Origin of the sequence: Acrocarpospora catenulata (genome assembly GCF_018476525.1) — a bacterium.
Lineage (GTDB): Bacteria > Actinomycetota > Actinomycetes > Streptosporangiales > Streptosporangiaceae > Acrocarpospora > Acrocarpospora catenulata.
The window spans coordinates 41,765-66,141 of the sequence record NZ_JAHCST010000043.1 but is presented as its reverse complement, the minus strand read 5'-3'; the positions used below and the strand labels follow the sequence as shown (position 1 = coordinate 66,141).

Sequence of the window (24,377 nt, the reverse complement as noted above, 5' to 3'; positions counted from 1 at the left end):
ATCGGACCGGCCTCGCCACCCCCACTACACGGTATCCAGCGGCACACCCGCGCGTGCACGTGTTCTTCGAGCTCTCCGCTATATCGTGACGCCATGGGGGCACCTGTTGACGAGCTTATCCAGGCCGCACTGGCCGACGACGACCCGGACGGGCCCAGCCGGTGGCAGGCCATCGCGACCCTGCAACAACGCGGTGACCTGGAGACTTTCACCGCGGCGCGCCGGTTGTGCGCGGGCGCGACGGCCACCGAACGGGTTCTCGGAGTGGACATTCTCGGCGAACTCGGCCGGGATCGGCCGTTCACCGACAAGACCATTCCGATCTTGCGCTACCTGGCGGCCAGCGAGGAGGATCCGCGCGTCCTCTACTCGGTCCTGATCGCCTTCGGCCACCTGCGCGACCCGCGCGCCCTCCCGTCGGTGATCGACCTCTGCACACACGACGACGCCACCGTCCGGTACGGCGCCGCCTACGCGCTGCCCAACGTGATCGGCCGCCCCGCCGACCCGACCGGCCTGGCCGCACTCAAGCGCCTGGCCAGGGACCCGGACGACGACGTGGCCGACTGGGCCACGCTCGGGCTCACGCTAACGTGCGGCCAGCCGGATGACGTCCGGCGGCAGGTCCTCGACCCGTGACCGGTCCCAGGGCCCGGCCAGGCCGGAGGCGCTCAGCACGCCGTCCAGCACCCCGGCGGTGAACCCCCAGACCAGCAGGCCGCGCACCCGGAAGGCCGGCCCGGCGAAGCCGCTGGGGTGGCGCAGTTGCAGCCGGTTGGCCGGGTCGACCAGCTCGGCGATGGGCACCCGCTCCACCGCCTCCACCTCCAGCGGGGAGGCGGGATGCACGGCGCAGGGGGTGTGCCACCAGCCGAGCACGGGAGTGACCCGGTAGTCGCTGCGGTAGACGTATAACTCCGGCATGGCGCCGATCACGGTGACGCCGCCGGGGTCCAGCCCGGTCTCCTCGGCGGCCTCCCGGACAGCCGCGCCGGCCGGTCCGTCGTCCCCGGGCTCCAGGCCGCCGCCGGGGAAGGCCGGCTGCCCGGCGTGGTTGCGCCCGTTGCTGCTCCGCTGGATCAGCAGGATGTCCCGCCCCTGCGGGCCGTCACCGAACAGCAGCAGCACCGCGGCGGGCCGCCCGCCCTCCGGCGGCGGCCGCAACCCCGGCGGCACCGGAGCCCGCACGGCTTGCGCCGCCAACCCGACCAGCCACTCCGGCACCTCGTTCATGTGCGCTACAACCCCCCCAGAGCCCCGGAGCTTCCCTCAGGAGAAGGGCCCCGTCTTGACAAGTTTGCGCGCCTCCACGGGATCGGTGGGCCCCGCGCCGTACGACGGGCAGAGGGCGGCCAGCGGGCAGGCGCCGCAGGCGGGCTTGCGGGCGTGGCAGATGCGGCGGCCGTGCCAGATGACCCGGTGCGAGAAGACCGTCCACTCGGCCTTGGGGATGAGCGTGCCCACCGCGTGTTCGATCTTCACCGGGTCGGTCTCGTCGATCCAGCCGAACCGGCGGGTGAGCCGCTGGAAGTGGGTGTCCACCGTCAGCCCGGGCACCCCGAAGGCGTTGCCGAGCACCACGTTGGCGGTCTTCCTGCCGACCCCTGGCAGGGTGACCAGATCCTTGAGCTTGCCGGGCACCTCGCCGCCGTACCGGTCGCAGAGCACCTGGGCCATGCCCATGATGCTGTTGGTCTTGGCCCGGAAGAAGCCGGTGGTCCTGATGATCCCTTCCAGCTCCTCCCGGTCGGCCGCCGCGTAGTCTGCTGCGGTTCGATACTTCGCAAAGAGGACAGGGGTCACCATATTTACCCTTTTGTCCGTACACTGCGCCGATAGGATTGTTGCGACCAGCAGCTCCAGCGGGTTGCCGAAGTCGAGTTCGCAATGGGCGTCAGGATAGGTTTCCGCCAGGATTCGGTTGATCCGGCGCGCGCGGCGGACAAGAGCTAACCGGGACTCCATCTGGGGCACCCCGTAAGCCTACGCGGATGCGGTAGGTCACAATGGCTAGCACGGAGATCCCCCGGGACCTCCGGCCACCCCGACCCTCGGACGCGCGAGCACAGCGAAGGAGGCACCGTGAGCACTGAAGACGTACTGAGCAGGGCGCCCCTTTTCTCCGCGCTTGACCGGGAAAGCGCCGCGGCCCTGAAGACCAGCGTCACCGAAGTGGCCCTCAGCAAGGGCCAGACCCTCTTCAGCGAGAACGAGACCGGCTCCACCCTGTACGTGGTGCTGGAAGGCAAGATCAAGCTCGCCAGGACCGCTCCAGACGGCCGGGAGAACCTGCTCAGCGTGCTCGGCCCTGGCGAGATGTTCGGCGAACTCTCCCTGTTCGACCCCCGGCCCCGTACGGCTTCCGCCATCGCCCTCACCGACGTCAAGCTGGCCGGCCTGGGCCACGACGACCTGCGCCCCTGGCTGACCGGTCGCCCCGAGGTGGCGCTCCACCTGCTCCGCGCGCTGGCCCAGCGGCTCCGCCGGACCAACGACGTGCTGGCCGACCTGGTCTTCACCGACGTGCCGGGACGGGTGGCCAAGGCGCTGCTCGACCTGGCCGAGCGTTTCGGTCAGAAGGTGGACGACGGGATCCGGGTGCACCACGACCTCACCCAGGAGGAGCTGGCCCAGCTGGTCGGCGCGTCCCGGGAGACGGTCAACAAGGCGCTGGCCGACTTCGCCGGGCGCGGCTGGCTGCGCATCGAGGCCAAGGCCGTGGTGATCATGGACATGGACCGGCTGCACAACCGGTCGCGCTAGAGCGTCTTCAGGTAGTTGAGCTGCGCGGCCACCGACATCTCCGCGGCCGGCCAGAGGCTGCGGTCCACGTCCGCGTAGACCATCTCCACGATCTGCGGCACGTCCTTGGCGCCCGCCCGGATGGCCTGTCTGATCTGTTCCAGCCGGGTGCGCCGGTGCGCGATGTACTCCTCCAGCGTGCCGACCGGATCGGGCAGGATCGGCCCGTGCCCCGGCAGCAGCGCCTCGGCCTCGGCCAGTTCCGCCGTCGCCCGGAGCAGGTCCAGGCTCCGCAGGTAGTCCCCCAGGTCGCCGTCGGAGGCGATCACCGTGGTGCCCCGCCCGAGGATGGTGTCCCCAGTGAGCAACGCCCGGTCGGCCGGCAGCCAGAAGCAGAGCGAGTCGAACGAGTGGCCGGGGGTGCCGAGCACCCGGACCTCCAGCCCGTCCACGGTGAGCACGTCACCGTCGGACAGCCCCTCCTCGCCCAGCCGGTGGCGCGGATCGAGCGCCCGGACGGGGGCGTCGACCAGGTCCGCGAACATCGCGGCCCCGCCGCTGTGGTCCTGGTGCCCGTGGGTGAGCAGGATGGCGGCCACCCGGCGCTCGCCGAGCAGCTCCACCACCCGGCGCAGGTGCCCCTCGTCGTCCGGTCCCGGATCCACCACCAGCACCGACTCCCCCTGGCCGAGCACCCAGGTGTTGGTGCCGTCCAGGGTCATCGGGGAGGCGTTGGGGGCCAGGACGTTGGTGGCGCTGGCCGTGCCGGAGCCGTCGATCGGCAGGAACAGGCCGCTCATCGGGGCCTCCGGTAGTCGGTCCGCGACACGTCCAGCCGCATCTCTCCGTGCACTTCCACCACCTGCGGCATGAAGGTGACAATCTTCTGATCGTTGGCGAAGACGCCAGCGATCGTGTCAAAGGCAGCCATCTCCGTCAGAGTATGGATTGTCGGTGGCATCAGGAAAATCTTCCCGGAATTTGCCGCGTCCAGGGCTTCGGCCGGCCGCATCCAGGCCACCGCGTCCGCCTCGCCGCCGACGTCCCTGGTCTCCTGTTCGGGCGGCAACGCCGCCACGAAGAACCGGGTGTCGAACCGGCGCGGCTCCAGCTCCGGGGTGATCCAGTGCGCCCACGGCTTGAGCAGGTCCGACCGGACCACCAGGCCCTCGCCGTTCAGGAACTCCCCGAACGGCAGGGTCCTGGCGATCACCGCCTCCCGCTCGGCCTCCCAGCCGGTGGTGTCCGCCACCACCGTGCCGGGGGTCGGCCCGGCCAGCAGCACCCCGGACTCCTCGAAGGTCTCCCGTACGGCGGCGCAGACCAGACCGCGCGCGGTCCGCTCGTCGGCGCCCAGCATGACGGCCCACTCGGCGGGCGAAGGACCGGCCCAGGAGTCCGCCTGCTCCGAGGCGTCCACGGAACCGCCAGGGAACACCCAGGCCCCGGCCGCGAAGGCCATCGAGGTCCGGCGGCGGAGCAGGTACACCCGGAGCGGATCATCCCTGAGCAGCACCACGGTGGCCGCGTCCCTGGCCGGCACCGGCCGCACCAGCCCCGCCCGCAGATCCCTGGCCCGCCGCGCGAGCTCCTCAGGAAGCGGAATGTCCATGGTCAGCGCACCTCGGCGATCAGCTCCACCTCGACCGGCGCGTCCTTGGGCAGGACCGCCACGCCGACCGCGCTGCGGGCGTGCTGTCCCGCCTCGCCGAACACCTCGCCGAGCAGCTCGCTGGCGCCGTTGACCACCTGCGGCTGGCCGGTGAAGTCCGGCGCGCTGGCCACGAAACCCACCACCTTGACGATGCGCACCACCTGCGACAGGTCGCCCACCAGCGACCGCACCGCGGCCAGCGCGTTGAGCGCGCACAGCCGCGCCAGCTCCGCGGCCCGCTCGGGGGTGACCTCGGCGCCCACCTTGCCGGTGGCCACCAGTTCCCCGCCGGACATCGGCAGCTGGCCGGAGGTGTACACGAGGTTCCCGGTCCGCACCGCCGGCACGTAGGCGGCCAGCGGCGCCACCACCTCGGGCAGGCTCAGCCCGAGCTCCGCCAGGCGCTTGTCGGGGTTCATCCCTTGGCTCGCTTCATGTACGCGACGAGCTGCTCGGGGTTGGGCCCGGGAATCACGGACACCAGCTCCCAGCCGTCCTCGCCCCAGTTGTCCAGAATCTGCTTCGTGGCGTGCGTCAGCAAAGGCACCGTCACGTACTCCCACTTGGTCATGAGGCCTGATGCTATCTGTGACACCTGCCACGCCGCCGCCCTGGGCGAATCAGAAAGTGACCGTTGGGTAGCCTTCGGGTGTGAGATCTCGTGACACCGACTGGGATGGGGTCAGACTCCACGTCGTCACCGGCAAGGGCGGCACGGGGAAGACCACCGTCGCCGCCGCGCTGGCCCTCGCGCTGGCCGCCGGCGGCCGGAAGGTGCTGCTGGTGGAGGTGGAGGGCCGCCAGGGGATCGCCCAGGTCTTCGACCTCCCGCCGCTGCCGTACGAGGAACGCAAGATCGCGGTGGCCCCGGGCGGCGGGGACGTGTTCGCGCTGGCCATCGACCCGGAAGAGGCCATGCTCGACTACCTTGAGCTGTTCTACGGCCTCAAGCGCATGGGCAAGGCCCTCACCAAGATCGGCGTGGTCGACTTCGCCACCACCATCGCCCCCGGCATGCGGGACGTGCTGGTCACCGGCAAGACCAGCGAGGCGGTCCGGCGGCGGGACCGCGCCGGCAAGCGGGTGTACGACGCGGTGGTCATGGACGCCCCGCCCACCGGCCGGATCGCCCGCTTTCTCAACGTCACCCACGAGGTCGCGGGGCTGGCCAGGGTGGGCCCGGTCAAGGCGCACGCCGACATGGTCCGCGGGGTGCTGGCCTCCCCCGAGACCGCGGTGCACTTCGTCACCCTGCTGGAGGAGATGCCGGTCCAGGAGACCCTGGACGGGCTGGCCGAGCTGCGCGCCGCCAAGCTCCCGGTGGGCGGCATCTTCGTGAACATGCTCCGCCCCACCGACCCCGCGCTGCGCGCCCCTGTCGACCTGTCCGAGCTCATCCTGGGCCTGAAGGCCGCCGGTCTGGCCGACGGCACGGCGGACGCCTCCGCCTTCGCCGAGCAGCTGGCCCAGGAGGTGGCCGAGCACGCCAGCCGTACCGAGCTGGAGCTGCGGGAGCAGGAGGCGCTGGCCGGCTCCGGCACCAAACGCTACGAACTGCCCCTGCTGGCCGACGGCGCCGACCTGGCGGGGCTGTACGAGCTGGCCGAGTCCATCAGAAGCCAGGGTGCGGCGTGATCCCCCACCCCGGCACAGCCCCCAAGGAGACGATCGTGACCCGGAGCGCCCCCGCGCTGGACCTGGACGCGATCCTGGACGACGAGAACACCCGGATCGTGGTCTGCTGCGGCTCCGGCGGGGTGGGCAAGACCACCACCGCCGCCGCGCTCGGCCTGCGCGCCGCGGAACGGGGCCGCAATGTGGTGGTGCTGACCGTGGACCCGGCCAGGCGGCTGGCCCAGTCCATGGGGCTGACCTCGCTGGACAACACGCCACGCCCGATCAACGACATCCAAGGCAGCGGGCGATTGCACGCCATGATGCTGGATATGAAGCGCACCTTCGACGAGATCATCGAGGCGCACGCCGACCCGGAACGGGCCAAACAGATCCTCGGCAACCCCTTCTACCAGTCGCTCTCCTCCAGCTTCTCCGGCACCCAGGAGTACATGGCGATGGAGAAGCTGGGCCAGCTGCGCCGGTCCGGCGAGTGGGACCTGATCATCGTGGACACCCCGCCGTCCCGCTCCGCGCTGGACTTCCTGGACGCGCCGGAGCGGCTCGGCCGCTTCCTGGACGGGCGGCTCATCCGCATCCTGCTGGCGCCGGCCAAGGCCGGCGGGCGAAGCGCGTTCAAGCTGCTGAACGCCGGGTTCGGCCTGGTCGCCGGGGTGCTCACCAAGGTGCTCGGCGCACAGGTGCTCAAGGACATCCAGACCTTCGTGTCGGCCCTGGACGCGCTGTTCGGCGGGTTCCGGCAGCGCGCCGAACAGACCTACCGACTGCTCCAGGCGCCCGGCACCGCGTTCGTGGTGGTGGCCGCGCCGGAGCGGGACGCGATGCGGGAGGCCTCCTACTTCGTGGACCGCCTGGCCGAGGAGCGCATGCCACTGGCCGGACTCGTGGTCAACCGCGTGCACCGCTCCCCGGCTCCGGCCCTGTCCGCGGCGCGCAGCACTGCCGCCGCGGAGGACCTGGAGTCACGTGGTGAGCACGAGCTGACCGCCGCCGTGCTGCGGTTGCACGCCGGACGGATGCAGCTCGCCGCGCGCGAGCACCGGGAACAGGAGCACTTCACCTCGGCCCACCCCACAGTGCCGATTTCCCAGGTGCCCGCGATGTCGGAGGACGTTCACGATCTGGCTGGTCTGCGCCAGATCGGGGAACTCCTCGGCTCTCGGTAGAGCGCCGTCAGCCCGCGATGAGCTCGTTGGTGCGCTCGTACTCTTCCTTGGCCAACTCCAGCAGATCCCGCCAGGAGTCGACGTCGGGGCGGCGACGCAGTAGCGCTCGCCGTTCCCGCTCAGTCATGCCGCCCCATACCCCGAACTCGATGCGATTGTCCAGCGCATCGGCGAGGCATTCGGTACGGACAGGGCATCCTCGACAGATCAGCTTCGCCCGATTCTGTGCGGCGCCCTGCACGAACAGAGCGTCAGGATCCGCACCTCGACAGGCGGCACGGGAGGTCCAATCCGTGATCCACATTTCGACCCCACTCCCCTTAGGTGGTCAGTCGTGACTTCGGGGCCGACGGGCGCGGTCGCCGAGCCTCCTTATTCAGTTGCCGCAGAGGAGAACGTACGCAACGGGGGCTTGGCGGTGACAGACCCGCGAGGACCAAATTTACGACCGGCGAATGTCCGGGAATGACTAGTCACCCTGGGGGTGGGTAAAGCGGCGTGGTGGTTTTGGTACCGATTGAGTCCTTGGTTCGACGTACGCTTGGTTTCGTGCAAGCTCAAGGCAAAGCTAAGGCAAGCGGGGGGGATCGCCCGCGGGGAATAGGCGGCAAGCTGGCGGCCCTCGTGCGACTGCTGGTGGCGGCCGGTGCCGCCGGCGTGCTCGCAGCGGCCATAGCGTTGCCCGCGGTCGGCGGCGCCGGAGTGACGGCCAAGTCGGGGGTCTCGGCCCTCCGGATCGAGGCGGAGGAGCTCAACGAGCCCCCGCTGCCGGAGAAGACCCGGCTTTTGGACGCCTCCGGGCGGCAGATCGCCCAGTTCTACTACCAGAACCGCGAGTCGGTGCCGCTCGAGAAGATCGCACCGATCATGCAGAAGGCGATCATCGCCATCGAGGACTTCCGTTTCAAGGAGCACGGCGCCCTCGACGTGGAGGGCACCATCCGCGCCTTCACCAAGAACTTCTTCGGCGGCGGCGTGGTCCAGGGCGGCTCCTCGATCACCCAGCAGTACGTCAAGCTGGTCATCTTCAACTCGGCCGAGACCGAGGAAGACCAGCTGAAGGCCATCGAGGCCACGTACGCGCGAAAGCTCAACGAGATCCGCTACGCGATGGCGATCGAGAACAAGTACTCCAAGGACGAGATTCTCAACCGCTATCTGAACATCTCCTACTTCGGGGCCAGCGCGTACGGGATCGAGGCGGCCTCCAAGCGGTTCTTCGGCAAGCACGCCTCCGAGCTGAGCCTGCACGAGGCGGCCACGCTGGCGGGCGCCGTGCAGAACCCCAGCGCGACCGACCCGAACCGGGGCAAGGAGTACCGGGCGGCGCTGCTGAACCGGCGGAACGTGGTGCTCGACCGCATGGCCCAGCTGAAGGTCATCACGACCCAGGAGGCGGCCGAGGCCAAGGCCCAGAAGCTCGGCTACCTCGGGAAGAAGATCCCCGGCGGGTGCGAGGAGAGCGAGTTCCCCTACTTCTGCATGTACGTGCAGAACGAGATCCTGACCAACGACGAGTTCGGCAAGACCGAGAAGGCTCGGCGGGAGTTCCTCAACCGGGGTGGGCTGACCATCCGGACCACCCTCGACCGGGACATGCAGAAGGCCGCCGACAAGGCGATCAAGAAGTATGTCTTCCCGTCCGACATGCAGGTCGCCGCCGAGGCCCTGGTCGAGCCCGGCACCGGGGCCATCAAGGCGCTGTCCGCCAGCCGCAAGTTCGGCGACAACAAGAAGAAGAACGAGATCAGCTACAACCTGGCCGCGGACGTCGTGCACGGCGGCGGCACCGGGTTCCAGGCCGGATCCACGTTCAAGGTGATGACGCTGGTCACCGCACTGGACGAGGGCATGCGGCTGGGCGACGGGTTCAGCACCGGCGCCGGCTACGCCATCCCCGACAACGCGCACACGCCGTTCCGGGACTGCAAGGGCCTGCGCTCCGGTGAGACGCACGAGGTGCGCAACTCCAGCGAGGGCGGCGGCGGGTTCAGGACCCTGGAGACCGGGACCTGGGGCTCGGTCAACACCTTCTTCATGAAGCTGGAGGAGCACGTCGGGCTCTGCAAGGTCGTGAAGACGGCCCAGAAGCTGGGGATCAAGCGGGCCGACGGCGGCAAGCTCGCCGAGGTGCCGACGTTCACACTCGGGGTGAACGAGATGGACCCGGTGACGGTGGCCAACGCGTACGCGACGCTGGGCGCCCGGGGCAAGTACTGCGCGCCGATGGTGATCACCGAGATCGTGGACCGGAACGGGAAGGCCACGCCGTACAAGCCGGACTGCAAGCAGGTGCTGGACCAGAAGGTCGCGGACGCGGCCAGCCACATCCTGTCCGGGGTGTTCACCAAGGGCACCATGAGCGGCGTCGGCGGCATCGGCCGGGACGCGGCCGGCAAGACCGGCACCACCGACGGCTACACCGCCGCCTGGTTCGCCGGATACACCCCGAACCTGGCCTCGGCCGTCAGCATCGGCGACCCGCGCGGGGCCTTCCGGTACGACCTGACCGGGGTGAAGATCGGCGGACGGTACTACCCGTACGTGTACGGGGCCTCGATCTCCGGCCCGATCTGGAAGGAAACCATGCTGGGCGCGCTCAAGAAGGTGCCCGCCACGCGGTTCACGGCGATCGACATGTCGGAGTTCGGCGGGTGCTCGCCCGGCTTCTGCGCCCCCAAGCCCAAGCCGAAGCCGGAGGGCAACGGAAACGACCGGGGCGGCAATGGCAACGGGAACGGCAATGGCAACGGTGGCGGCAACGGCGGGGGAGGCGGGAACGGCGGCGGCGACGGCATAACCGTCCCGATCGACGGCCAGTAGCCTCCCGAACACAGAACGGGTCCTCCATCGAGCGGGGGACCCGTTCTCGTTTTCTCATCACCGACCGTCGCCGGTCATCGCCGGTCGCCACCGACCGTCCAGGGCGCCCGACGTGATCGGAACCGGCTTGGTTGATCAACCGGTCAGGTCGGCTCGGACAACCCTGGATTACCGATCGGTCGCCGGCACGGACGGCCTGGTTGATCAACCGGCCAGGCCGGCATGGACAACCTGGATGATCAACCGGCCAGGCCGGCACGAACAGCCTGGATGATCAACTGGTCAGGCGGGCACGGACGGCCTTGGCGACGCGGCCGCCCTCGGCGCGGCCGTCGATCTTCGGCGTGACCGCCTTCATGACCTGGCCCATGGCCTGCGGCCCGGACGCGCCGGTGGCCGCGATGGCCTCGTCGACCAGCGCGTAGAGCTCCTCGTCGGAGAGCTGCGCCGGAAGGTACTCATCCAGGACCGCCCGCTCGTCCAGCTCGGCCTGCGCCTGCTCGGCCCGGCCAGCCCCGGCGAACGCCTCCGCGGCTTCCTTCCGCTTCTTGGCCTCCTTGGTGAGAACCTTGATGATCTCGTCGTCGGAGAGCTCCCGGGCGGCCGCGCCCGACACCTCCTCGACGTTGATCGCGGCGAGAGCCATCCGGACCGTGCGCAGCCGAACCTCGTCCCGGGCCTTCAGCGAGGCCGCGAGGTCGGCCTTCAACTTGTCTTTCAAAGCACTCATGCGTCTATCTTGCCGTGTCCGGCCCCACGATCTCGCCTGCGTTATTCCCGGCGTAGTGCCGGGAGCACCGTGCGGGGTCGGGCATGATGAGGGGATGCGCAAAGCTGTCGCGGTACCCCTGTCCCTGCTCGGCCTCGGCGTAGCCGGGATCGGGTACGCCTCCGTCCTGGAGCGCAACTGGTTCCGGCTGCGGCGCTTCGACGTGCCGGTGCTGGCGCCGGGACAACGGCCGGTCCGGATCCTGCAGATCTCCGACCTGCACCTGACCCCCGGCCGGACCCGCCTGATCAACTGGGTGCGCTCGCTGGCCGGTCTGGAACCCGACCTGGTGGTCAACACCGGCGACACGCTCGCCCACGCGGACGCCATCCCCGCGTACATGCGCGCCGTCGAGCCACTGCTCGACCGCCCCGGCCTGTTCGTGTACGGGTCCAACGACCTCTACTCGCCGCATTTCAAGAACCCGGCCCGGTACCTGTGGCGTACCTCCAAGGGCGACTCCCAACGGAACATGCCCGACCTGCCGTGGGAGGAGCTCGGCGCCGCGATGACCTCCGCCGGGTGGCTGGACCTGAACAACACCACCGCCCGCCTCAAGGTCGCCCACCTCGACGTGCACGTCGGCGGCATCCACGACTCACACATCGACCGCGACCGCTACGAGCACATCGCCGGCCCCGCGCCCGCCGAAGCCGACCTGCGCCTGGGCGTCATGCACTCTCCCGAGCCGCGCAACATGACCAAATTCGCCCAGGACGGCTACCAACTCCTCCTCGCCGGCCACACCCACGGCGGCCAGCTCTGCATCCCCTTCTACGGCGCCCTGGTCACCAACTGCGGCATCGACCGGGCCCGGGTCCGCGGCCTCTCCCGCCACGACGCCGCCTGGCTCCACGTCTCCGCCGGCCTCGGCACCTCCCCCTACGCCCCCGCCCGCTTCGCCTGCCCCCCCGAAGCGACCCTCCTCACCCTGGTCCCCCGCCGACCCACCCACTAACGAGGACGCAACCACCCCCAAAGTCCGCTAGACTTTCCGAGGCGCAGGGCAATCGCCCAACGCACCGGGGTGTAGCGCAGCTTGGCAGCGCGCTTCGTTCGGGACGAAGAGGCCGTGGGTTCAAATCCCGCCACCCCGACCCAGAAGTACCAGCTAGAAGGCCACTTGCGATCATCGCAAGTGGCCTTTCTCATTGGCTGAGTGCCCAACTGAGTGACTACGGCTTTGGGGGGTAAGGGTCCTCCGGCTGGCGCCACTCCCAGTGGAACCACTCTTGGGGCAAGGTCTCGCGTACGGCGTTGACGGCCTCAGGGGTCCGACCCCGAATACCGAGACCCGCTCGGCTCCATGGCCGGTCCCAGGGACCCCTCAGATACTCGTATTCGCCGAAGTCGGGGAAGAGCTCCAGGCACAGGATCACGTCATCGCCCATGTACCAGCGGCTACCAGGCGTGCACGGCCACTGTTCGATGGGGTACGACGGAAGCGCCAACGGCGTGAACCGGCGCTCCAGTTCGGCGATGTCCTCCGTGAGCAATTCGCCGTGCATGCTGAGGGGCTTGTCTTCGTTGAAGACCTGACCGTGCGTGCTGTAGGGACTCTCGTCACTGTGGAGGGTCTCGGTCAGAACGATCTCAATGCAGTCGGTGGAGAGCCGCTCGAACCACGCGATTCCGGTCCGAGGATGGTCGTTGTCACCGCAGCTCGGCAAGTGAACCACGGGTGGATCGTCCAGGCCCGTATCCGTGAGCCGGATACCGCATACCCATCCCCCTTGATTCTCCACGTGATAGACGAGCAATCCGGCATGCTCATCCACATAAAGCTCGGTCGGGGACTCGAGAGAGTGCATGGTCCTGCACAGATCGTCACGTCGGCCGAAGAGCGTGTATGCCTCGCGCAGCGCAGCCGGGAGCTTGAGGCTCAACCGCCGCTCAGCGGCGTTCAACTCCTCCTCGCTGTAACCGTCTTCGTCTCCGAGCGGAGTCATCCAGGCTTCAGCGAAGCGCCGTATGAACGTCCAACCACTGTCCTTGTCCCGCACGCCAGCAGCGAGATCGGCGGGGAGGTCGAATCGATTTGGCATGGAGGGAGCATAAACAGGAGCGGATCAAGGGCCATCCACAAAGATCGGAACGGCCCCTGAGCTCGTATCCTCACTGATCAGACGTGTCAAAGATGCGATCCATAGCCACGGCTCCGGCTGGAGGACTGGGCGGATCTGCTTGCGGTAGACGGCCTCTGTGACGGCCGTGCTGCTGTGGCCGACGAGGCGGGAGATCTCCTCCAGGGGCAGGCCGTTGTCCGAGAGCAGCGAGACGAAGCTGTGCCGCAGCGCTCGGGGCGTCCAATCTGCCGGGTCCACCCCTTCCGTGTCCTTGATGGCATTCCGGAAGTCGCGCCGGACGTGGGAGGGATCGATCGCCGTGCCGACCTTGGACGCGAACACTAGGCCGTTCTCTTTCCAGTTCTTCCCCGCCGCTTCCCGCTCCTCGTCCTGCTGTTCCTTCTGCTGGTGGAGTGCATTCACGCAGCACGTGGGCAGAGCGAGCGTCCGACGGGACTTCCGCGTCTTGGTGTCACCTCCTGCCCGTACGGAGCGCCACACAGCCACGTGCGGCGGTACGGGCGGGTTTGGCTCACCAACGAACAGACCTCAGCCTCTGAACTGTGCCAGGCAGGATATGGTGAAATTAAAGCTCATATCCTTGTCCAAAGAGTTCGTGAAGAACACCTTCACGTAGTCGGTTTGGTTCCAGGCCTTCTCCCATCTCCATGTGACCCCGTCCGGAGGCGAGGGAGAGACCTGAGGTTCAGCGCCGAGTTTCGGCTGATCCGAGGGGCAGTTCAGCTCGGCGGCAGCGGTAGACGGAAAATGCACTTTCTTCGCTGCGGGAATCGTTATCGATTGTTCCAGCCAGATGTACGAGTTGGTGCACCAGTAACTTGCCGTAATCTGGCCCGGACTTGTCCGACTGCTGTTGGAAGCGACAACCCTGAAGGAGTTATAGTCGTTGAAGTATTTCAGGTCCCACCACGTGACGTTGGCGGAAACCGTGATGATCGGACTCTGGGTCAGCGCCCATCCATACGGGCAGTTCCACGTCTTGTAGGCCTGCTCGTAAATGCCCAGGTACTTGATGCCCTCCAGCATCCTGGTTTCCGCTGAGGCCGGGGCGGAGGTGCCCACGACCAGCCCGCCGGCCAGGAAAATTCCGCTGATGGCAGCGACAGCCCTTTTCCAGCCCTTCATGTTTCCTCCCGAAGATTTGGGCACGAAATCAACCCACCTTCAGACGACGACCGTGATCGTCTTCATCGAGCGACCCGTTGGACCGATTCTTGGAGGTTGATCAAGCTTTGCCAATTGCGGCCACCTTGCAACAAATTGCATGGCAGCTTGTTCCCTAGGCGTGACAGCCGTAAATCGATCTTCGTCCCCGCCTCCGGGTCGCCGTGAACAGGCCCGAAGCGTTTTCGGGCCGCAGGATCCCTGTGCAGCGGGGATAACCCGAAACCGGGGTTCAGGTCGCAGTGAGGTTATCTCAGCGGAATAGTTCAATGACCGCTGAATCGGGTACAGCTCCGGCAGGGCTGCTTGAGCGGTGACCTAAAGCAGCCCTGCCGGAGGCTTATTCGGGCCTCACCCAAGGTTCTCTTCCAGTCTGCGTGGACACCCCACCCGACGCATCGCGCGGATTTAAATCCGACTCTTCCCGTGGTGTGTCGGCACTGCTCGCGACCGCTATCGTCTTGCGCCACACTCCCGGATCGGGCCACTGGTCCGGGGGCGCCACGAAGGTCCCGCGCGGTCCACAGGAAATTACCCAGCCCACTTCCCGTAGCATCCACACCGCGCGCCGGACCGTATGCACACAGACCTCATGTTGCTTACTCAGAGGTGGGTTGTCTCCGATCATCCATCCGCCGCTGGCGATGGTTGCACCGCAACGGGATGCCCACGATGTCGTGGTTCATGCCGTGCGCCACGTTGGCTCCGACCGTGGCCACGATGCCCACGCCGAGACTCCACTTGGCCAACCCCGGTACATGCCGGCCGCGACGGCTGGCATCCAGGATCACCATCGACGGCATGCCTGCTCCCACTCGGTCTCCGTGAGCGGACGCAGTTCGCTCGCGTCACGGAAGCACACGGGGTAGAGCAGGTTCTCGGGAGCATCGCCGGTCGGTACGGACGGGCCAGGTACGGCAAGCGCCGGCACCTCGACCAGCACATGCCATTCGTCCGGTCCGCATCGCCCGATGATCGAGCCGGGCAGCCACGACCATGCGCCGCGATCACGCGCAACGTCGTCGGTCAAGGGAAACCACACAAGGACCGAGGCGTCTTCGTAGAACAGGTCGTCCGGGACGGGTGCGCTATCGCAGTTGATCTCATTGGACATCGAGTCTCCTCTCCCGTCCTGGAGGGGAGCCGCGGGAGCCATTTCGGGGAGCCAACGCCTTCCGACTCCCTCAGGATCAGCGCGCCCCCCTCAGGGCGTACGTGCAGGTGAGAGGCAGCCCGTTCGACTCAGCACGACCTAGATCGACTGGTGGGACTTGCTTCGGGACGAGGAGGCCGTGGGTTCAAATCCCGCCACCCCGACCCAGTAGTACCAGCTAGAAGGCCACTTGTGATCATCGCAAGTGGCCTTTCTCGTTGGCCGAGCCGAGTGACTACCTGAGTGACTATCCTCCCTGGGTCTCGGCTCCTCTGTTCTGACGTTGATCCCGGATCAGTTGACGACGGTACGGAACACGTGTTCGCTAAGCACGTGACTGATCTAGGAAGCAACGCTTCATCAGCCGATGCTGCTGATACCGGAGGCGTGTTCAGCCGGATCACAGGGCGGTGGCAACGCCGGGCACCCCAAGCGCAACCCCTTTGGCAACGCATCCTCCTCGCTGTCGTGGCCGTTCTGATAACGACCTGGATGATCAAAAAGCACGGCATCGTGATGGGGGTTCTCGCCGGACTCACGTACGGGTACTTCGCGATCATTAGCTGGGTGCCGCCGGACCGAGTAGCGCGGTGGTCTCAGCGCCGTCCGGTACTGGACCGCCTTTTCGTCGCCCCCGCGATTTTCATGGCGTTAGCCCTTCTGACCCCGCTGTCGCTCATGATCTGCTTGGGGATCACAGTGGTCAGTACCGTCCTCCTGTTCGGCCTTGGGGCGTGGATCAGGCAGAGGCAGTCGCGGACACCTACGGACGTGTAGCCACCGGGAAAATGCGGTCCATAGCCACGGCCCGCCGTTGTCGCTCGTGATCGATTGCACCGACGTGGTGCCGGGCGGCGCAGCCGTTGATTTATTACGGGCACGCGTACCGTGCCGGTAGCCCCGCGAAACGCGGGATCACCGGCACGGTACGTAATGCGAAGGTGGCGACGGGGATTGGTCAGCGGCCCCAGCCTGGTGTGGTGCCGCACTTGGCCCTCTGGTTGATGCAGATCTTCACGAGTGCGCCGAGGGTCTCCGGCTTCCATGCGTTCATGAAGTCGCCGTGAATCGAGGACGCCATGCCCGACGACAGCGCCAGGCCGTCACCGCCGAGGGAGTCATAGCCGAGCATGAGCGAGATGTTGGGGAGCGCGACCGGGTATGCACCGGAGCACTTGCCGTCCTTGGCCGGACCCATGTGCGACTTGTGGTCGGGCGAGTCGATGTGCTTGCCGTCCCAGCAGTCCTGGAACGTCAGCTGGTAGATCAGATTGCCGCCCGGGGCACAGACGGGCCAGTTGCCGTCGGCGCTACGGCCGGTCTCCGCGCTGCCAGCGCACCAGAACTGGCCGGAGGCACCCTTCGGCGTCGCCACCTGCCGCTTCGCGTCGCCCTGCACCAGGCGCATGCCCGGCGGGAACGGTACGACGTCCGACGGGTCCTTGAGCCGGGAGCCGTAGTACACGCGGAAGTTCTTCATCGGCACCGGCTTGCCGTTCTTCAGCAAGGTCGGCGCCCAGTAGGCGCTGTTATCCCCAGGCGCGTCGCAGGTCGTGGTGCTCTTGAGCAGGTCCTCCGTCGTGGTGTTCGCCGACACCTGCGGGCCGAAGAAGGTGTGCAGGTGGGAGGCGCCGACCAGGCCGGGCAGCACGATCGGGTCGTCCTTGGCCTCGTTGGCCACGGTGCAGTTGGTGTGGAACTCGGGAACCCTCACGATGTTCGCGGGGACCGTCTGAGGTGCGACCTTGTTGTACGCGTCCAGGGCCTTCTTCCACTCGGCCTGGTTCACCGGCACCCAGCCGCCGACGGGGGTGCCGGTGGTCGGGGTGGCGCTGGGCGTCGGCTCAGCCGGCTTGGTCGGGGTCGAGGTGGGAGTGGGGGTGGGGGTCGGGTTCGAGGTGCCCGAGCCGGTGCCGAAGACCTGGAACTCCCACAGCGAGACGCCCCACTGCGTGGCGCGCTTGGTCGCGTACAGGCGCACGAACCGGCCGGTGGCCGACACGTTGATGGTTTGGACGCCGCCCTTACCCGCCGTGGTGTTGTACACCGTCTTCCAGGGGTCGTTACTGCCGGCGGCGGTCTGGATCTGGAACGCCGTGGCGTAGGCGTTCTCCCAGTTGATGACGATCTTCTTGATGGCGGTGGACTTGCCGAGGTCGACCGCGAGCCACTGCGGGTCGCTGAACTTGCTGGACCAGCGGGTGCCGGTCTTGCCGTCGAAGGCGGCCGCGGGCGACAGGTCGCCGCGCTCCGACGAGGAGGCGATGGCGTTACGGCCCTGCGAGAGAGGCACCTCGGCCGCGGTGGCCGGGGAGGCGACGCTCACCACGGAGGTGCCCACGATGCTGGCGAGGACACCGGCCAGCGCCAGGCGGCGGACCTGACGTACGCCGGTTGCGCGTCCGGCTCGGATGCCGCGCGAGGCGGTTGTGGTCATGGTGATGGGGTCCTTGTCCTGTTGAGGAGTCGCGGAGGGGGGCGCTCGAACGCGCCGCCACACAGGAGACCCACGTGTCACCAGTGGATAACGAAAACTTCGGAGAACCTCGGAAGGTTTTGTTTGTCCGTCCTGCGCCCGACCCGTCTCCTGACCACTGGACCGATTCCTGACGAAGAGGCCATGGGTTCGAATCCCCCACCCCCAGGCGGTTCAGAGCATCCGTTGTCCGCGTCGCCAGACCGCCCAGGTCAACGGCACCCCGGGGCGGTAGGCCAGGTGAGTCACCGAGGGGGCGTCCAACACGTGTAGGTCCGCCCGCGCCCCCACCCGGATGACCCCGACGGCACCGTCTCCGGTGTCGCGGCGCAGTGCCCTGGCGCCCCCGGCCGTGGCCGCCCACACGGCCTCCTCGATCGACAGGCCCATTTGGAGTACGGCCGTGGCCACGCAGAAGGCCATCGATGTCGTATAGGAAGTGCCGGGGTTGGCGTTGGTGGCGAGCGCGATGGTGGCCCCGGCGTCGAGCAGCCGCCGGGCGGGCGCGAGCGGATGGCGGGTCGACAGGTCGCAGGCGGGCAGCAGCGTCGCCACCGTGTCCGAGGCGGCGAGCGCCTCGGCGTCGTCATCCGACAGGTAGGTGCAATGGTCCACGCTGGCCGCGCCGTACGATACGGCGAGTTGCACGCCGGGGCCCGGCCCGAGTTGGTTGCCGTGCACACGCAGGCCGAGCCCGCACGCCGCCGCGGCCCGCAGCACCCGCTCGGACTGGTCGCGGTCGAAGGCGCCGGTTTCGCAGAACACATCCGCCCAGCGCACCTGCCCGGCGACGCCGTCGAGCATCTCCCCGCACACCAGGTCCACGTAGGACTCCGGGCTCATGTCGGCGGGGACGAGGTGCGCACCGAGGAAGGTGACCTCGTCGGCGGCTGTGGCGGCGATCCGGGCCAGGCGCCGTTCGTGCTCGACGTCCAGGCCGTATCCGGTCTTGGTCTCGAGGTAGGTGGTGCCCTGCCGTACCGCCTCGGAGACATGCCGCGCGAGGTTGGCCGTCAGTTCCTCGTCCGTGGCGTTCCTGGTGGCCTCGACGGTGACGGCGATGCCGGCCGCGTGGTAGGGCCTTCCGGCCATCCGCGCCCCGAACTCGGCGGTGCGGTCACCCGCGAACACCAGGTGGGTGTGGCTGTCCACCCAGCCGGGCAGTGCGGCCCGCCCGGCGACGTCGACCATCGCGTCGGCGGTCGGCGCGTGGCCCGCCGCACCGGCCCAGGCGACGCGGTCTCCCTCGAACACGACGGCGGCGTCGCGTAGCACGCCGAGCTCAGCATCGTTGGTGGTGAGCTCCCCGACTCCGGTGACCAGCGTCGATCTCACTGACACAGGCGTTGGACCTCCTCGGCGAGGAGCGCGGCGGGCCGCTCGACGCGTACGTGCACGCCGTCGTGGACGACCCGCCGACCGGCGACCAGCACCTGTGTGACGTCGGCGGCGGTCGCCGCGAAGAGCACGCCGTCCGGTTCGGCCCCGGCGGTGCGGACGGAGCCGAGGGTGACGGTCACCAGGTCGGCGGCGGCGCCGGGCTCGATCCGTCCGGCGTCGGCGAAGCCGAGGGCGTCATGGGAGGTCGCGGCGGCCATCAGTTCGGCACCGGTGAACCGGCCGCGGGCCTGGCTCGCCAGCCGCTCGTCGAGCTCCAGCGCCCGCGTCTCCTCGAACGGGTCGATCACCGCGTGGCTGTCACTGCCCAGGCACAGGGCGACTCCCGCGTCCAGCAGGGCGCGGCCGGGACCGATGCCGTCACCGAGATCACGCTCGGTCGTGGGGCAGAAACACGCGCGGGTTCCCGACCGGCTGATCATCGAGACATCACTTTCGGTGAGATGAGTGGCGTGCACGGCGACGGTGCGCGGGCCGAGCACGCCACCGTCTGCGAGCACCGCGGCGGGCGTACGGCCGTAGGCCCGCAGGCAGTCCTCGTTCTCCCCGCGCTGCTCGGAGAGGTGCACGTGCAGTGGTCGCCCGCGTGCCCAGCCCGCGACCACCGGCAGCGCGACGGGCGGGACGGCGCGCACCGAGTGCACGGCGGCGCCCACCACGACCTGCTCCGACTCGGGGCGGAAGGCCGCCAGACGCTCGGCCCAGTCGTACGCGGTGCCGTCGCCGAAGCACAGTTGCGGGCCGTCCAGCGGCCGGTCGAATCCCCCGGTCAGGTAGCAGGTGTCGAGCAGGCACAACCGGATTCCGGCGTCCTGGGCCGCGGCGACCAGGGCCGTGCTCATCGCGTTCGGGTCGGCGTAGCGCCGGCCGCCGGGCGCGTGGTGGAGATAGTGGAACTCGGCGACGCTGGTGTACCCGGCGAGCACCATCTCCGCGTACACCCCGCGGGCGAGGCGGTAGTAGGAGTCCGGATCGAGCCTGGTCACCAGCCGGTACATGAGTTCCCGCCAGGTCCAGAAGGTGCCGCGATCGGCGTGGGTCCGGCCGCGCAGTGCGCGGTGGAAGGCGTGCGAGTGCGCGTTGGCGAAGCCGGGCGTGGTCAGCCCGGTGAGGATGGCGCCGGTGGGCGGCTGGCCCGGGATGACCGCGCAGATGCGTCCATTGGCGATCTCGATCCGGACCGCGCTGGTGACGCCCTCCGGCAGCCAGGCGTATTCGCACCAATACGTCACCCGCACAACCGCTCCAGCCTGGTGGCGCCGAACTTAGCCGTCACCTCTGCTCCCGCATCGGAATGCGCAGGCCACGCTCGGCGGCGACCCGCGCGGCGTCCGGGTAACCCGCGTCGGCGTGCCGGATGACGCCCATCGCGGGGTCGTTGGTGAGCACCCGCTCGATCTTCTTCGCCGCCAGGGACGTCCCGTCGGCGACGCAGACCTGCCCGGCGTGGATGGAACGCCCCATGCCGACGCCGCCGCCGTGATGAATCGACACCCAGGTCGCGCCGGACGCGGTGTTCACCAGCGCGTTGAGCAGCGGCCAGTCGGCGATCGCGTCGGAGCCGTCGGCCATGGCCTCGGTCTCCCGGTACGGCGAGGCGACGCTGCCGGCGTCCAGGTGGTCCCGGCCGATGACGATCGGCGCCTTCACCTCGCCGCGGGCGACCATCTCGTTGAACCGCAGCCCCGCCAGGTGCCGCTCACCGTAGCCGAGCCAGCAGATACGGGCGGGCAGTCCCTGGAACGCCACCCGCTCGCCGGCGAGCCGGATCCAGCGCGCGAGCGATTCGTTGCCTGGAAACAGTTCGAGGATGGCGCGGTCGGTCGCGGCGATGTCGGCCGGGTCGCCGGACAGGGCCGCCCAGCGGAACGGGCCCATGCCCTCACAGAACAACGGCCGGATGTAGGCGGGCACGAAGCCGGGGAAATCGAACGCCCGCGCGCAGCCCCCCAGCTCGGCCTCGCCGCGCAGGGAGTTGCCGTAGTCGAACACCTCGGCCCCGGCGTCGAGGAAACCGAGCATCGCCTCCACGTGCGCGGCCATCGAAGCCCTGGCCCGGCTGGTGAACTCCTCGGGCTCTTCCGCGGCGTAGCGGTGCCAGTCCTGGACGGCGACGCCGATCGGCAGGTACGCGAGCGGGTCGTGGGCGGAGGTCTGGTCGGTGACGATGTCCACCTCCAGGCCCCGGCGCAGCAACTCGGGCAGCACCTCCGCGGCGTTACCGATGACCCCGACCGACACCGCCTCGCGCCGCGCCTTGGCTCCCTGGACGCGCTCGATCGCGTCGTCCAGGCTGGAGGCCAGCTCATCGAGGTAGCGGGTGTCCAGCCTGCGCCGCGCCCGGTGCGGGTCGCACTCGACGACGAGCGCGACGCCGCCGTTCATCGTGACGGCCAGCGGTTGCGCGCCGCCCATGCCGCCGAGCCCGGCGGTGACCGTCAGCGTGCCGGCCAGGGTGCCGCCGAAGCGCTTGCGGGCCACCGCGGCAAAGGTCTCGTAGGTCCCCTGCAGGATGCCCTGGGTGCCGATGTAGATCCACGATCCCGCGGTCATCTGGCCGTACATGGTCAGTCCGAGTGCCTCCAGCCTGCGGAACTCGGGCCAGGTCGCCCAGTCGCCGACCAGGTTGGAGTTGGCGATCAGCACCCGGGGGGCCCACTCGTGGGTACGCAGCACGCCGACCGGCCTGCCCGACTGAACGAGCAGGGTCTCATCGCCCGCCAGTGTGGTGAGGCAGCGCACGATGGCGTCGTAGCTGGGCCGGTCCCGGGCGGCTTTGCCGGTGCCGCCGTAGACGACGAGGTCCTCGGGCCGTTCGGCGACCGCCGGGTCGAGGTTGTTGCGCAGCATCCGCAGCGCGGCTTCGGTCTGCCAGTTCTCGGCGGTGAGCGTCATCGTCCCTCCAGGCAGGCCAGCACCGCTCCGGAGGTGATGAGTTCCTCGGCGGCGGCGATCTCGGGGGCCAGATGGCGGTCGGGTCCCGGCCCGTGGACGCGGGAGCGCAGCAGGTCACGCACGGCCGCGGTGATCGGGGCGGGACGCAGCGGCGCGCGGAAGTCCAGCGCGCGGGCGGCGGTGAGCAGTTCGATCGCCAGCACGCTCGTCAGCCCGGCGATTCCGCGGCGCAGCTTGCGGGCCGCCGACCAGCCCATCGACACGTGGTCCTCCTGCATCGCGCTGCTGGGAATCGAGTCCACCGACGCGGGTACGGCCAGCCGCTTGAGCTCGCTGACGATCGCCGCCTGCGTGTACTGCGCGATCATGTGCCCGGAGTCCACACCGGGATCGGCGGCGAGGAACGCGGGCAGCCCGTGCGAGCGCGCGACGTCGAGCATCCGGTCGGTACGTCGCTCGGCGATGCCGGCGACATCGGCGACCGGGACGGCGAGGAAGTCCAGCGCGTACGCGAGCGGCGCGCCGTGGAAGTTGCCGTTGGACTCCACCCGCCCGTCTGCGAGGACGGCGGGGTTGTCCACGGCGGCGGCCAGCTCCCGGTCGGCGACGGCCTCGGCGTGCGTGAGCGTGTCCCGGGCCGCGCCGTGCACCTGCGGCGCGCACCGCAGCGAATAGGCGTCCTGCACGCGCGGGCAGTCCGGGCCGCGGTGGCTTGCGACGATCTCCGAGCCGGCCAGCGCCTCCCGTATCCGGCGAGCCGAGACGGCCTGGCCGGGATGCGGGCGCAGCGCCTGGAGGTCCTCGGCGAACACCCGATCGGTGCCGAGCAACGCCTCGACACTCATGGCCGCGGTGAGATCGGCGACATCGAGCAGGCGCTCCAGATCGGCGATCGCGAGCACCATCATGCCCAGCATGCCGTCGGTGCCGTTGGTGAGCGCCAGCCCTTCCTTCTCCGCCAGCGTGACCGGCTCGATGCCGGCCTCGCGCAGGGCGTACGCGGCGGGCACTCTGCTGCCCGCGGCATCGAACACCTCGCCCTCTCCCATGAGCGCGAGCGCGACGGCGGCGAGTGGGGCGAGGTCGCCGGAGCAGCCGAGTGAGCCGTATTCGTGCACGACCGGCGTGATGCCCGCGTTGAGCATCGCGGCGAGCGTGACGGCCGTCATGGGCCGGACCCCGGTGTGCCCGGTGGCCAGCGTGCGCAACCGTAGCAGCATCAGCGCGCGTACGACCTCCGGCTCGACCACCGGCCCCGTACCCGCCGCGTGCGAGCGGATCAGCGAGCGCTGCAGGTCGGCACGGCGGTCGATGGGGATGTGCCGCACCGCGAGCGCGCCGAACCCGGTGGACACGCCATAGGTCGGCCGGGTGGCCGTGATCAACGCGTCCACGTGCGCGCGGCCCTGGGCGATGCTCTTCTCCGCGATGGCGTCGATCGCCACCTCCGCGTGGTCGCGGGCGACCGCGAGCACCTGGTCGCGGCGCAGCGGCGACGATCCAAGCTGTATCACATTTGACATATCTCTATTTCAGCGATGCGGGGCCGGGCGCATCATGGCCCAGAAGCAGGTGGTGTCTCGGATCTCAGACAAGGGGGGCCGCGGCGGAGACAGGCGTCAGGAGGCGGCCCTGCTGTTGCGCACGGTGGTGTACCGCCGTGCCCCGTGCAGGCGGTAGGCGACCTCCAGCGCCGCTTGCCGGCAGGCGTGACCGGCGCGATCGCGAAGATCGCTGTCCAGTTCCTCAGCCCGGAAGGTCAGTCCGATGGCCGCCAGGGGGTATCCGGTGGGATCCACCACCGCGGCGGCGACGGAGGCCAGCCCAGCGGCGATCTCGTTGGTCTCGCGGGCGTAACCAAGCGCTCGTACGTTCCTGAGCACCTCGTGCAGCTCCCGCAGGTTGGTCGGCCCTGTTCCGGTGCGAAGCACGAAGCACCGCTGGTCGTCGAAGAGCGCGCGAACCTGCTCCTGCGTGTGGCAGCTCAGCATCGCCCGGCCGGTCGCGGTCAGGTGCGCCGGAAGCCGGACACCAGTGTTGGTGATGCTGACCGGCGCCTGGACTCCGGATTTGCGCAGCAGGTGGAGCGTCTCCCTGCTGCGCAGAACGCTGAGCTGGCCGATGGCCTTCGGGAACTGCTGCTCGACCATCCTGGTCAGGAGCGGCTCCCCGAGACGCTCCAGGGTCGCGTCACAACCGTAGGAGTTCGCGATCTCGAACGCCCCGGCGCCGAGACCGTACGTCTGATCATCCGGATGGTGCAGGACGAAGCCTTCTTCGCTCATGATGCCCAGCAGGCGATACGTTGTGGAGCGAGGGAGGCCCAGCTCCGCCGCCATGACCGAGGCGCGCGCGCCGGCGGGATGGCCGGCCAGGTAGCGCAGTATGCGTAGGATCTGGGTCGCCGTGGGCATG

At 69.0% G+C, this 24,377-nt stretch carries 25 protein-coding genes and 1 tRNA gene; 7 read left to right on the top strand and 19 right to left on the bottom strand.

The window, feature by feature from the left end; all coding sequences use genetic code 11:
• Nucleotides 1-93: 93 nt before the first annotated feature.
• Complete coding sequence (locus KIP79_RS32170; protein ID WP_214108715.1) at nt 94-639, top strand: HEAT repeat domain-containing protein; 546 nt, start codon at nt 94-96, stop codon at nt 637-639.
• On the opposite strand, the gene KIP79_RS32165 is transcribed toward KIP79_RS32170, so the two are convergent.
• Nucleotides 589-1,233: an NUDIX hydrolase gene (locus tag KIP79_RS32165; protein ID WP_214108714.1), complete on the bottom strand. Its 645-nt coding sequence runs from the start codon at nt 1,231-1,233 to the stop codon at nt 589-591. The genes KIP79_RS32170 and KIP79_RS32165 overlap by 51 nt on opposite strands.
• 36 nt (nt 1,234-1,269) lie before the next feature.
• Complete coding sequence (nth, locus tag KIP79_RS32160) at nt 1,270-1,965, bottom strand: endonuclease III (RefSeq protein ID WP_214108713.1); 696 nt, start codon at nt 1,963-1,965, stop codon at nt 1,270-1,272.
• 117 nt (nt 1,966-2,082) lie between these two features.
• Here nth and KIP79_RS32155 point away from each other — a divergent pair, with 117 nt between their 5' ends.
• A complete protein-coding gene (locus KIP79_RS32155) occupies nt 2,083-2,763 on the top strand; it encodes a Crp/Fnr family transcriptional regulator (RefSeq protein ID WP_214108712.1) in 681 nt (226 codons plus the stop codon).
• On the opposite strand, the gene KIP79_RS32150 is transcribed toward KIP79_RS32155, so the two are convergent.
• The 4 genes from KIP79_RS32150 to sp36 are packed head-to-tail and all read right to left on the bottom strand — an operon-like array spanning nt 2,760 to nt 4,967.
• Nucleotides 2,760-3,542, bottom strand: a complete 783-nt coding sequence (locus KIP79_RS32150) for an MBL fold metallo-hydrolase (protein ID WP_214108711.1) — start codon at nt 3,540-3,542, stop codon at nt 2,760-2,762. The two genes, KIP79_RS32155 and KIP79_RS32150, sit on opposite strands and share 4 nt — an antisense overlap.
• On the bottom strand, nt 3,539-4,354 hold the full coding sequence (locus tag KIP79_RS32145) for an NUDIX hydrolase (RefSeq protein WP_214108710.1): 816 nt from the start codon (nt 4,352-4,354) through the stop codon (nt 3,539-3,541). Before KIP79_RS32145 ends, KIP79_RS32150 begins: the two co-directional genes overlap by 4 nt.
• Nucleotides 4,355-4,356: 2 nt before the next feature.
• Entirely contained in the window at nt 4,357-4,815 is a 459-nt protein-coding gene (locus KIP79_RS32140; protein ID WP_214108709.1) for a RidA family protein, read from the bottom strand.
• Nucleotides 4,812-4,967: a Sp36 family protein gene (gene sp36 / locus KIP79_RS32135; protein ID WP_214108708.1), complete on the bottom strand. Its 156-nt coding sequence runs from the start codon at nt 4,965-4,967 to the stop codon at nt 4,812-4,814. Before sp36 ends, KIP79_RS32140 begins: the two co-directional genes overlap by 4 nt.
• Before the next feature lie 80 nt (nt 4,968-5,047).
• Between sp36 and bagA the strand changes: the two genes are divergently transcribed.
• Both bagA and bagB read left to right on the top strand, forming a co-directional pair.
• Nucleotides 5,048-6,031, top strand: coding sequence for an ATPase BagA (bagA, locus tag KIP79_RS32130; protein WP_214108707.1), 984 nt, complete (start codon nt 5,048-5,050; stop codon nt 6,029-6,031).
• Between the two features lie 35 nt (nt 6,032-6,066).
• A complete protein-coding gene (bagB, locus tag KIP79_RS32125; RefSeq protein ID WP_308170001.1) occupies nt 6,067-7,197 on the top strand; it encodes an ATPase BagB in 1,131 nt (376 codons plus the stop codon).
• A gap of 7 nt (nt 7,198-7,204) precedes the next feature.
• On the opposite strand, the gene KIP79_RS32120 is transcribed toward bagB, so the two are convergent.
• On the bottom strand, nt 7,205-7,501 hold the full coding sequence (locus KIP79_RS32120; protein ID WP_061296783.1) for a WhiB family transcriptional regulator: 297 nt from the start codon (nt 7,499-7,501) through the stop codon (nt 7,205-7,207).
• Between the two features lie 320 nt (nt 7,502-7,821).
• On the opposite strand from KIP79_RS32120, the gene KIP79_RS32115 reads away from it, so the two are divergent.
• Complete coding sequence (locus KIP79_RS32115) at nt 7,822-10,020, top strand: transglycosylase domain-containing protein (RefSeq protein ID WP_308170000.1); 2,199 nt, start codon at nt 7,822-7,824, stop codon at nt 10,018-10,020.
• Nucleotides 10,021-10,294: 274 nt separating this feature from the next.
• Here KIP79_RS32115 and KIP79_RS32110 read toward each other — a convergent pair whose 3' ends face one another.
• Nucleotides 10,295-10,750 (bottom strand): GatB/YqeY domain-containing protein, encoded by a 456-nt coding sequence (locus tag KIP79_RS32110; protein ID WP_214108706.1) that lies wholly within the window; start codon nt 10,748-10,750, stop codon nt 10,295-10,297.
• Nucleotides 10,751-10,844: 94 nt separating this feature from the next.
• Between KIP79_RS32110 and KIP79_RS32105 the strand changes: the two genes are divergently transcribed.
• Both KIP79_RS32105 and KIP79_RS32100 read left to right on the top strand, forming a co-directional pair.
• A complete protein-coding gene (locus tag KIP79_RS32105; protein WP_214108705.1) occupies nt 10,845-11,747 on the top strand; it encodes a metallophosphoesterase in 903 nt (300 codons plus the stop codon).
• Between the two features lie 65 nt (nt 11,748-11,812).
• Nucleotides 11,813-11,886, top strand: a tRNA-Pro gene (locus tag KIP79_RS32100).
• Between the two features lie 78 nt (nt 11,887-11,964).
• Here KIP79_RS32100 and KIP79_RS32095 read toward each other — a convergent pair.
• The 11 genes from KIP79_RS32095 to KIP79_RS32045 all read right to left on the bottom strand — a co-directional run bounded on the left by KIP79_RS32095 (nt 11,965) and on the right by KIP79_RS32045 (nt 24,376).
• On the bottom strand, nt 11,965-12,834 hold the full coding sequence (locus tag KIP79_RS32095) for a hypothetical protein (RefSeq protein WP_214108704.1): 870 nt from the start codon (nt 12,832-12,834) through the stop codon (nt 11,965-11,967).
• Between the two features lie 24 nt (nt 12,835-12,858).
• On the bottom strand, nt 12,859-13,278 hold the full coding sequence (locus tag KIP79_RS32090; protein ID WP_308169999.1) for a tyrosine-type recombinase/integrase: 420 nt from the start codon (nt 13,276-13,278) through the stop codon (nt 12,859-12,861).
• A 126-nt stretch (nt 13,279-13,404) separates the two neighbouring features.
• On the bottom strand, nt 13,405-14,001 hold the full coding sequence (locus KIP79_RS32085) for a hypothetical protein (protein ID WP_214108703.1): 597 nt from the start codon (nt 13,999-14,001) through the stop codon (nt 13,405-13,407).
• Between the two features lie 638 nt (nt 14,002-14,639).
• Complete coding sequence (locus KIP79_RS32080) at nt 14,640-14,843, bottom strand: hypothetical protein (protein ID WP_214108702.1); 204 nt, start codon at nt 14,841-14,843, stop codon at nt 14,640-14,642.
• Nucleotides 14,828-15,154, bottom strand: a complete 327-nt coding sequence (locus KIP79_RS32075) for a hypothetical protein (protein ID WP_214108701.1) — start codon at nt 15,152-15,154, stop codon at nt 14,828-14,830. Before KIP79_RS32075 ends, KIP79_RS32080 begins: the two co-directional genes overlap by 16 nt.
• A 997-nt stretch (nt 15,155-16,151) precedes the next feature.
• Entirely contained in the window at nt 16,152-17,630 is a 1,479-nt protein-coding gene (locus tag KIP79_RS32070; protein ID WP_214108700.1) for a DUF1996 domain-containing protein, read from the bottom strand.
• Nucleotides 17,631-17,843: 213 nt separating this feature from the next.
• Nucleotides 17,844-19,010, bottom strand: coding sequence for an imidazolonepropionase (gene hutI, locus KIP79_RS32065; protein ID WP_372453727.1), 1,167 nt, complete (start codon nt 19,008-19,010; stop codon nt 17,844-17,846).
• Nucleotides 19,001-20,305, bottom strand: coding sequence for a formimidoylglutamate deiminase (locus KIP79_RS32060; RefSeq protein WP_308169998.1), 1,305 nt, complete (start codon nt 20,303-20,305; stop codon nt 19,001-19,003). The genes hutI and KIP79_RS32060 overlap by 10 nt, the downstream gene beginning before the upstream one ends.
• Before the next feature lie 34 nt (nt 20,306-20,339).
• Nucleotides 20,340-21,962: a urocanate hydratase gene (hutU, locus tag KIP79_RS32055; RefSeq protein WP_214108699.1), complete on the bottom strand. Its 1,623-nt coding sequence runs from the start codon at nt 21,960-21,962 to the stop codon at nt 20,340-20,342.
• Nucleotides 21,959-23,485 carry a histidine ammonia-lyase gene (hutH, locus tag KIP79_RS32050; protein ID WP_214108698.1) on the bottom strand — a complete coding sequence of 509 codons (1,527 nt, stop codon included), beginning with the start codon at nt 23,483-23,485 and terminating at the stop codon, nt 21,959-21,961. The genes hutU and hutH overlap by 4 nt, the downstream gene beginning before the upstream one ends.
• A 96-nt stretch (nt 23,486-23,581) precedes the next feature.
• Nucleotides 23,582-24,376, bottom strand: a complete 795-nt coding sequence (locus KIP79_RS32045; protein WP_214108697.1) for an IclR family transcriptional regulator — start codon at nt 24,374-24,376, stop codon at nt 23,582-23,584.
• Between the last annotated feature and the right edge of the window lies 1 nt (nt 24,377).